The 7,549-nt window shown below is 51.4% G+C and carries 9 protein-coding genes; 8 read left to right on the top strand and 1 reads right to left on the bottom strand.

What is annotated here, in order from left to right; genetic code table 11:
• The first annotated feature begins 308 nt into the window (after positions 1-308).
• On the top strand, positions 309-797 hold the full coding sequence (locus DW743_RS16115) for a hypothetical protein (RefSeq protein ID WP_002569239.1): 489 nt from the start codon (positions 309-311) through the stop codon (positions 795-797).
• 152 nt (positions 798-949) lie between these two features.
• Here the strand turns inward: DW743_RS16115 and DW743_RS18665 are convergent, their stop codons facing one another.
• The gene (locus DW743_RS18665) at positions 950-1,075 is read right to left on the bottom strand and encodes a hypothetical protein (RefSeq protein ID WP_007037420.1); all 126 of its coding nucleotides are present in this window, start codon (positions 1,073-1,075) and stop codon (positions 950-952) included.
• 349 nt (positions 1,076-1,424) lie between these two features.
• Between DW743_RS18665 and DW743_RS16105 the strand changes: the two genes are divergently transcribed.
• The 7 genes from DW743_RS16105 to DW743_RS16075 all read left to right on the top strand — a co-directional run bounded on the left by DW743_RS16105 (position 1,425) and on the right by DW743_RS16075 (position 7,459).
• Positions 1,425-1,820, top strand: a complete 396-nt coding sequence (locus DW743_RS16105; RefSeq protein ID WP_002594236.1) for a plasmid mobilization protein — start codon at positions 1,425-1,427, stop codon at positions 1,818-1,820.
• The gene (locus tag DW743_RS16100) at positions 1,792-3,417 is read left to right on the top strand and encodes a relaxase/mobilization nuclease domain-containing protein (RefSeq protein ID WP_002594235.1); all 1,626 of its coding nucleotides are present in this window, start codon (positions 1,792-1,794) and stop codon (positions 3,415-3,417) included. Before DW743_RS16105 ends, DW743_RS16100 begins: the two co-directional genes overlap by 29 nt.
• Positions 3,407-3,793, top strand: a complete 387-nt coding sequence (locus DW743_RS16095) for a cysteine-rich VLP domain-containing protein (RefSeq protein ID WP_002594234.1) — start codon at positions 3,407-3,409, stop codon at positions 3,791-3,793. The genes DW743_RS16100 and DW743_RS16095 overlap by 11 nt, the downstream gene beginning before the upstream one ends.
• 130 nt (positions 3,794-3,923) lie before the next feature.
• Positions 3,924-4,664 carry a replication initiator protein A gene (locus DW743_RS16090; RefSeq protein WP_002594233.1) on the top strand — a complete coding sequence of 247 codons (741 nt, stop codon included), beginning with the start codon at positions 3,924-3,926 and terminating at the stop codon, positions 4,662-4,664.
• Positions 4,661-5,515, top strand: coding sequence for an ATP-binding protein (locus tag DW743_RS16085; RefSeq protein ID WP_002594232.1), 855 nt, complete (start codon positions 4,661-4,663; stop codon positions 5,513-5,515). Before DW743_RS16090 ends, DW743_RS16085 begins: the two co-directional genes overlap by 4 nt.
• Positions 5,512-5,706: a transposon-encoded TnpW family protein gene (locus tag DW743_RS16080; protein WP_002594231.1), complete on the top strand. Its 195-nt coding sequence runs from the start codon at positions 5,512-5,514 to the stop codon at positions 5,704-5,706. The genes DW743_RS16085 and DW743_RS16080 overlap by 4 nt, the downstream gene beginning before the upstream one ends.
• 127 nt (positions 5,707-5,833) lie before the next feature.
• Positions 5,834-7,459: a recombinase family protein gene (locus tag DW743_RS16075; protein ID WP_002594230.1), complete on the top strand. Its 1,626-nt coding sequence runs from the start codon at positions 5,834-5,836 to the stop codon at positions 7,457-7,459.
• Positions 7,460-7,549 lie beyond the last annotated feature (90 nt).

The raw sequence follows: 7,549 nt of genomic DNA, 5'->3' as shown, positions 1-7,549 counted from the left end.
TCTCCCCAGTACTATGGATATGAAGATGAAATGACTGGGATAAATGTGCGACACGTCATGTATATAATTACAAACAATGTTTAATTTGTGGAGAAGTAAGCATTTATGAAGTTGAGACGATTGAAATGTCTCACAAATGGGTGAATGGTGCATGTGTATATTGCAACAAAGGTTACGCGAAAGAGATAAATTAACATAGTATCATTACCGGCAAGTTTATGATCAAAAAATAGAAAGCATTGAGAATATTTCAAAATTTCTTGAAAGTACTCTCAGTGCTTTCTTTGATAATATGAAAGGAGAAATAAATGCAAAAAAAACAACTTTCTGTATTAGTACTAATTATTTTATGCTTTTTATTAGGATGTAACAGAGAAACACCAAAAGATGAATCTCAACAAAATTATGAAGATGAATCTAATATTTCTAAAACAAATGGAGAAGAACTTGTAAATATAAACAGTGAATTGTTAGGTTCGACTCCTTTTGATATCCAAATCGATAAAACAGCATTGCAGACTAGAAAAGAAACAGAAACAGAAGTTACAATAAAGACAAATTTAACAGACTGGGGTTATACTGTTTCTTCTGAAAAAGGGAAAATATCTGATATAAATAAAAATTCATTCATATATATAGCACCTAAAGATGAGAGGGATGATACTATAAAAATACAATTATCGGACTATGAAAATGGCATATCATATGAATATACAATTCCACTTATTTTTGCGGGAAACAATGAACATTCTTTAGATAAATTCAAGGAAAATCTTTCAAGATTACCTAATAGTTAGTAAAGAGTCGATAGACTAAAGTACCACCATCCTCTTTTATTTCAACTGAATATCCATCCCGCCGCACCGCAGCGGCACATGAAGCAGTAAATCCGAAAAAGATTTGCTGCTTTTTTTGCGTCCATTTTTGGCAAATTTCCAAAAGTTCCGTATTAGACAGTGAAACCAAAAAAGGCTGCCATTTTTTTCAGACAGCGGGCAAAACGCAGCTTCCGAAACGCCTTATTGTCGGGAAAGACCGAGCCGCCGGAAAAGTTCTTGCCGGAAAGTCCGTCCATTCTGCTCTTTTGTGGTTTGTAGGGAGTAAGGGAAAAACGCCAGCCCGCAGCCTTTTATAAAAAAAGCTGGTTATAGATTTTCTGAAAAAGTGGCAGTAGCAAGTGAACGGCAGGCCGGCAGTTTCTTAGAGCAAGATTCTACCGAGGTGCCAAAATTCGCTTATCGCTCATTTTGCCCCTGCGGGAATCTTGTTGGGGAGTGCCTTCCCCAAACCCTGCTTATGCGGCTTGCGCCGCTGAAAAACCCCTCAAAATATTTTTCGGATTTTTCAAAAACAGTTCCGCTTCACACCCTGTTTTTCTCCTATTAGTGAGAGGACACCACGCACAGAAAGGAGGTCAACCACCTATGAAACGATACAACACGCCGCACCGCAGCCGGGTAGTCAAAACACGCATGACCGAGGAAGAATACGCCGAGTTTGCCCAGCGGCTTTCTGCTTACCACATGAGCCAAGCCGAGTTTATCCGGCAAGCCATAACCGGGGCAGCCATACGCCCCATCATAACCGTTTCCCCCATCAATGACGAGCTGCTTGCCGCTGTCGGGAAGCTGACCGCCGAATACGGGAGGATCGGCGGCAACTTAAACCAGATAGCCCGGACGCTGAACGAGTGGCACAGTCCCTATCCGCAGCTTGCCGGGGAGGTACGGGCGGCGGTTTCCGACCTTGCTGCCCTAAAGTTTGAAGTCTTGCAGAAAGTGGGTGACGCTGTTGGCAACATTCAAACATATCAGCTCTAAAAACGCCGACTATGGCGCAGCGGAAGCCTATCTCACATTTGAGCATGACGAGTTTACCATGAAAGCCACCCTTGATGAAAACGGGCGGCTGATACCGAGGGAGGATTACCGCATTTCTTCCCTCAACTGCGGGGGCGAGGATTTCGCTGTTGCCTGTATGCGAGCCAATCTCCGCTATGAGAAAAACCAAAAACGGGAAGATGTGAAAAGCCACCACTATATCATCAGCTTTGACCCACGGGACGGGACAGACAACGGCTTGACCGTAGACCGGGCGCAGGAGCTGGGCGAGCAGTTCTGCAAGGAGCATTTCCCCGGACACCAAGCCCTAATCTGCACCCACCCGGACGGGCATAACCACAGCGGGAATATCCATGTGCATATCGTCATCAACTCCCTGCGGATTTACGAAGTCCCGCTTCTGCCCTACATGGACAGACCAGCCGACACGCTGGAGGGCTGCAAGCACCGCTGCACCAACGCCGCTATGGAATATTTCAAGAGCGAAGTCATGGAAATGTGCCACCGGGAGGGGCTTTACCAAATCGACCTCTTGAACGGCAGCAAGGAACGGATAACCGAACGGGAATACTGGGCGGCAAAGAAAGGGCAGCTTGCCCTTGACAAAGAGAACGCCGCCAGAGAAGCCGCCGGACAGCCGACCAAGCCCACCAAGTTTGAAACGGACAAGGCGAAGCTGCGCCGGACGATACGGCAGGCACTTTCCCAAGCTGGCAGCTTTGACGAGTTTTCTTCCCTTTTGCTGCGGGAGGGTGTGACCGTCAAGGAGAGCCGGGGGCGGCTTTCCTACCTCACGCCGGACAGGACAAAGCCTATCACAGCCCGAAAGCTGGGGGACGATTTTGACAAGGCTGCTGTCCTTGCCCTGCTCACGCAGAACGCCCACAGAGCTGCCGAACAGACCAAAGCCATACCCGAATACCCTGCCGCAGTTAAAAAGCCGTTACAAGGGGAAAAAGCTGCAAAAACCACCCCGGCAGACAACACCTTGCAGCGCATGGTTGACCGGGAAGCCAAGCGAGCCGAGGGCAAGGGCGTGGGCTATGACCGCTGGGCGGCAAAGCACAACCTAAAGCAAATGGCAGCTACCGTTACCGCCTATCAGCAGTACGGCTTTTCCTCCCCGGAGGAACTGGACGAAGCCTGTTCTGCCGCCTATGCCGCCATGCAGGAAAGCCTTGCGTGGTTGAAGCAGGTGGAAAAGACGCTGAACGGGAAAAAGGAGCTGCAACGGCAGGTGCTTGCCTATTCCAAGACCCGCCCTGTCCGGGACGGGCTGAAACAGCAGAAAAACGCCAAAGCAAAAGCAGCCTACCGTCAGAAGCATGAAAGTGACTTTATCATAGCAGACGCAGCCGCCCGCTATTTCAGGGAGAACGGCATTTCCAAGCTGCCGAGCTATAAATCCCTGCAAGCAGAGATTGAAAGCCTTATCAAAGAGAAAAACAGCGGCTACAACGATTACCGGGCAAAACGGGAGGAGTACCGCCGCTTGCAGACTGTCAAGGGCAATATCGACCAGATTTTACGCCGGAGCGAGCCGCAGCGCAGAAAGGAGCAGAGCCATGAACGGTAATATCCCCCGCATGGACTACCGCCAGTACCGGGCAGCCCGCCGCCTTGTGCATGAGTGCTGCAACTATGACAGCGGGAACTGCCTGCTGTTGGAGGACGGCGAGCCTTGCGTGTGTGTACAGAGTATCAGCTATTCGCTGCTCTGCCGCTGGTTTACCGCCGCTGTCCTGCCCCTTGATGAAGCACTGGAAGCCGCCCTCTTGCGCCGGGGAAGCCGGAAACGCTGCGCTGTCTGCGGGGCGTTCTTCTTCCCAAAATCCAACCGGGGGAAATACTGCCCGGACTGCGCCGGACGCATGAAGCGGATAAACGCCGCCAAACGGAAGCGGAAACAAAGGGAGAAATGTCACGCTTTAGGGCATTTCAAACCCGCATAAATCAAGGCTTTTTTGGAGGGTGTCAAAGGGTGCGTGATACATTTATCCTTTTCCCTTAAAAACGCCCCCTAAAAGCGTAACAGAACCCACAGACAGACACCACAAGGAGGTGAACCCTATCGCTGATTATATGACCGCAGGAACGGAGCTGCCCGCTTACCTGCCTTACCCCCGTTTCCTGCTGGAAACAGACCTATCCCACACCGCAAGAGAGTTATATGCGCTGCTGTTAGACCGTTCCACCCTTTCGCAGAAGAACGGCTGGCAGGACAGCGAGGGACGGACATACATTGTCTACCCCATAGCAGAGATAGCGGAAATGCTGGATAAAGGCTGCACCACCATAAAGGGCGCACTGAACGAACTGGACGCTGCCGGGCTGCTGGAACGCAGACGGACGGGCTTTTCTGCCGCCAACCGTCTGTATGTGAAAGTGCCGCCTATCCCAGTGGTACAGTTTTCCGACCAACTGACGGACGGAAAACCGCCCCTCATAAGGGCGGGAAACCGACCAACTGACAGCCGGAAAACTGACCTTATGACGGTCGGAAAACCGTCCCCTAACCAAACTAATATAAACAACCTAATAGAGAGCCAAACAAAAGGAGCGAGTGAGGGGCAGCCCCCCGCCGCTTATGGCAGATATAAAAATGTATTTCTTTCTGACACAGAACTTTTGGAGCTGGAACAGGACTTCCCCGGCAAGTGGGAGTATTACCTTGACCGCCTTTCCTGCCACATCGCTTCCACCGGGAAGCAGTACCAGAGCCATGCAGCCACCATTTACAAGTGGGCGCAGGAGGACGCTGCCAAAGAGAAGCCAAAGAAAGGCATACCGGACTATTCATTCAAGGAGGGAGAAAGCCTATGACCGATACAATCCACAACACCATACTGCCTATGACCGACACCACAGCCGAGCCGGAGGATTACACCGGGGAGGACGGGCTTTTATACTGCGGCAAATGCCGGAAACCCAAAGAAGCCTATTTCCCGGAGGGCAAGACCTTTTTCGGGCGTGACCGCCACCCGTCAGAGTGCGACTGCCAGCGGGCAGCCCGTAAGGAACGGGAAGCCGCCGAGAAGCGGCGCAGCCACCTTGAAACGGTGGAACGGCTGAAACGGCAGGGCTTTACAGACAAGACCATGCAGGACTGGACATTTGCCAACGATAACGGCAGCTGCCCGCAGATGAAGAACGCCGCCGGATATGTGGCACGCTGGGAACAGATAAAGGACGGGAACTACGGGCTGCTCTTGTGGGGCAGGGTAGGCACTGGGAAAAGCTATTTTGCCGGGTGTATTGCAAACGCCCTCATGGAGCAGGAAGTCCCGGTGTGCATGACAAACTTTGCAGCAATATTAAACGACCTTGCCGCCAGCTTTGCGGGCAGGAACGAATATATTTCCCGCCTTTGCAGCTTCCCCCTGCTCATCATTGACGATTTTGGAATGGAGCGTGGCACAGAATACGGTCTGGAACAGGTCTACAATGTGATTGACAGCCGCTACCGGAGCAGGAAGCCGCTGATTGTGACGACCAACCTCACGCTGGAGGAATTGCAGCACCCGGAGGACACCGCCCACGCCCGGATTTATGACCGCCTGCTTGAAATGTGTTCCCCTCTCTGCTTTACCGGGGAGAATTTGAGGAAAGCCGCCGCACAGGGAAAAATGGAACAGCTGAAACGGCTGCTTGCCGGAAAGGAGATTTGCCTATGACCGACACCCAGAGAAACAAACGCCCTGCCCGCCGCCCGGACTGCGTGACCGAAACGAGGATAGGCAACACAATCCTTGTGGTGTCTGGCTTTTTCAAGGAGGGGGCGACCGACACCGCCGCTGACAAGATGATGAAAGTGCTGGAAGCAGAAGCCGCCGCCGGATATTTGACCTGTGATAAGCCTGATTGAAAAACCGTCATTTTTACCGACCGTAAAGAAGCAGATTTGACGCTTTTGCCGCTATACAGACAGCCGCCCCATGTGGTACAATCAAGGTACGGAATAGTGGGGCTGGCTGTCGGAAACGGAGGAATTTATGTTAAGACAGACCACCCAGCAACTCATTACCGCCCTTTACCCAAGACTGTCCCATGAGGACGAGCTGCAAGGCGAGAGCAATTCCATTTCCAACCAAAAGAGGATTTTGGAAACCTATGCCAAACAGAATGGATTTTCTAATCTGCGCTGGTACACCGACGACGGTTATTCCGGTGCGAACTTTCAAAGACCCGGATTTCAAGCCATGCTTGCAGACATTGAAGCAGGGAAAGTCGGGACAGTTATCGTCAAGGATATGTCGAGGTTAGGGCGAAACTACTTACAGGTGGGAATGTACACAGAAATGATTTTCCCACAGAAAGGTGTCCGCTTCATCGCTATCAATGACGGAGTGGACAGCGCACAGGGGGAAAATGATTTTGCCCCGCTGCGGAACATTTTTAACGAATGGCTGGTGAGAGATACGAGCAAGAAAATCAAGGCAGTAAAACGCTCTAAGGGCATGAGCGGAAAGCCCATCACAAGCAAGCCCGTCTATGGCTACCTCATGGACGAGGACGAAAACTTTATCATTGACGAGGAAGCCGCCCCGGTGGTACGGCAGATTTACAGCCTTTGCCTTGCCGGGAACGGTCCGACCAAGATAGCCCGTATGCTGACCGAGCAGCAAATCCCCACGCCGGGGACGCTGGAATACCGCAGGACGGGCAGCACCCGCCGCTACCACCCCGGCTATGAGTGCAAGTGGGCGACCAATACCGTGGTTCATCTGCTGGAAAACCGGGAATATACGGGCTGTCTGGTAAACTTTAAGACCGAGAAGCCGTCCTACAAGCTGAAACACAGCATAGAAAATCCCCCGGAAAAGCAGGCGGTTTTTGAGAACCACCATGAGCCTATCATTGACCGGGAAACGTGGGAACGGGTGCAGGAGTTACGCAAGCAGCGCAAACGCCCCAACCGTTATGACGAAGTGGGCTTGTTCTCCGGCATACTCTTTTGTGCCGACTGCGGCAGCGTCATGTACCAGCAGCGATACCAGACGGACAAGCGCAAGCAGGACTGTTATATCTGCGGAAGCTACAAGAAACGCACCGCCGACTGCACAGCGCACTTTATCCGCACTGACCTCTTGACCGCTGGCGTACTCTCCAATCTGCGGAAAGTTACCAGCTATGCGGCAAAGCATGAAGCCCGGTTTATGAAGCTTTTAATCGAGCAGAATGAGGACGGGGACAGACGCAGGAACGCCGCCAAGAAAAAGGAGCTGGAAGCCGCCGAGAAACGCATAGCCGAGTTATCTGCTATCTTCAAGCGGCTGTATGAGGACAGCGTAACCGGGCGCATATCGGACGAGCGTTTCACAGAGCTGTCGGCAGACTATGAAGCCGAGCAGAAAGAACTGAAAGAACGTGCCGCCAGACTGCGGGAAGAACTTTCCAAAGCGCAGGAAGCCACCGCAAACGCTGAAAAGTTTATGAATGTGGTACGCAGGCACACTACCATTGAAGAACTTACCCCTACTCTGCTGCGGGAGTTTGTGGAGAAAATCGTTGTCCATGAAAGCGTTGCCCTTGACGGGAAACGCCGGGGCAAGTTACGCAGACAGGAAATCGAAATCTATTATTCTTTTGTCGGCAAGGTAGAACTGCCCGACACCTAACCGCCCGACCTATCCGACATACCTCATGTGCCGGATAGGAACGGCAAAATTTTTTACACTTCTATTACTTCTTTATCACACATAAGCAAA

It is taken from the genome of Blautia sp. AM28-27 (genome assembly GCF_003480905.1).
Taxonomy (GTDB): Bacteria; Bacillota; Clostridia; order Lachnospirales; family Lachnospiraceae; genus Fusicatenibacter; species Fusicatenibacter saccharivorans.
Note: the sequence above shows the minus strand (reverse complement) of the source record. Positions and strands in the feature narration are given on the sequence as shown.

What these genes read in the sequence shown, in the direction of transcription:
- DW743_RS16080 (WP_002594231.1), top strand. Translation starts at nt 5,512, where the DNA reads ATGACCGACACCCAGAGAAACAAACGCCCTGCCCGCCGCCCGGACTGC.
- DW743_RS16115 (WP_002569239.1), top strand. Translation starts at nt 309, where the DNA reads ATGCAAAAAAAACAACTTTCTGTATTAGTACTAATTATTTTATGCTTT.
- DW743_RS18665 (WP_007037420.1), bottom strand. Translation starts at nt 1,075, where the DNA reads ATGGACGGACTTTCCGGCAAGAACTTTTCCGGCGGCTCGGTCTTTCCC.
- DW743_RS16085 (WP_002594232.1), top strand. Translation starts at nt 4,661, where the DNA reads ATGACCGATACAATCCACAACACCATACTGCCTATGACCGACACCACA.
- DW743_RS16090 (WP_002594233.1), top strand. Translation starts at nt 3,924, where the DNA reads ATGACCGCAGGAACGGAGCTGCCCGCTTACCTGCCTTACCCCCGTTTC.
- DW743_RS16095 (WP_002594234.1), top strand. Translation starts at nt 3,407, where the DNA reads ATGAACGGTAATATCCCCCGCATGGACTACCGCCAGTACCGGGCAGCC.
- DW743_RS16075 (WP_002594230.1), top strand. Translation starts at nt 5,834, where the DNA reads ATGTTAAGACAGACCACCCAGCAACTCATTACCGCCCTTTACCCAAGA.
- DW743_RS16105 (WP_002594236.1), top strand. Translation starts at nt 1,425, where the DNA reads ATGAAACGATACAACACGCCGCACCGCAGCCGGGTAGTCAAAACACGC.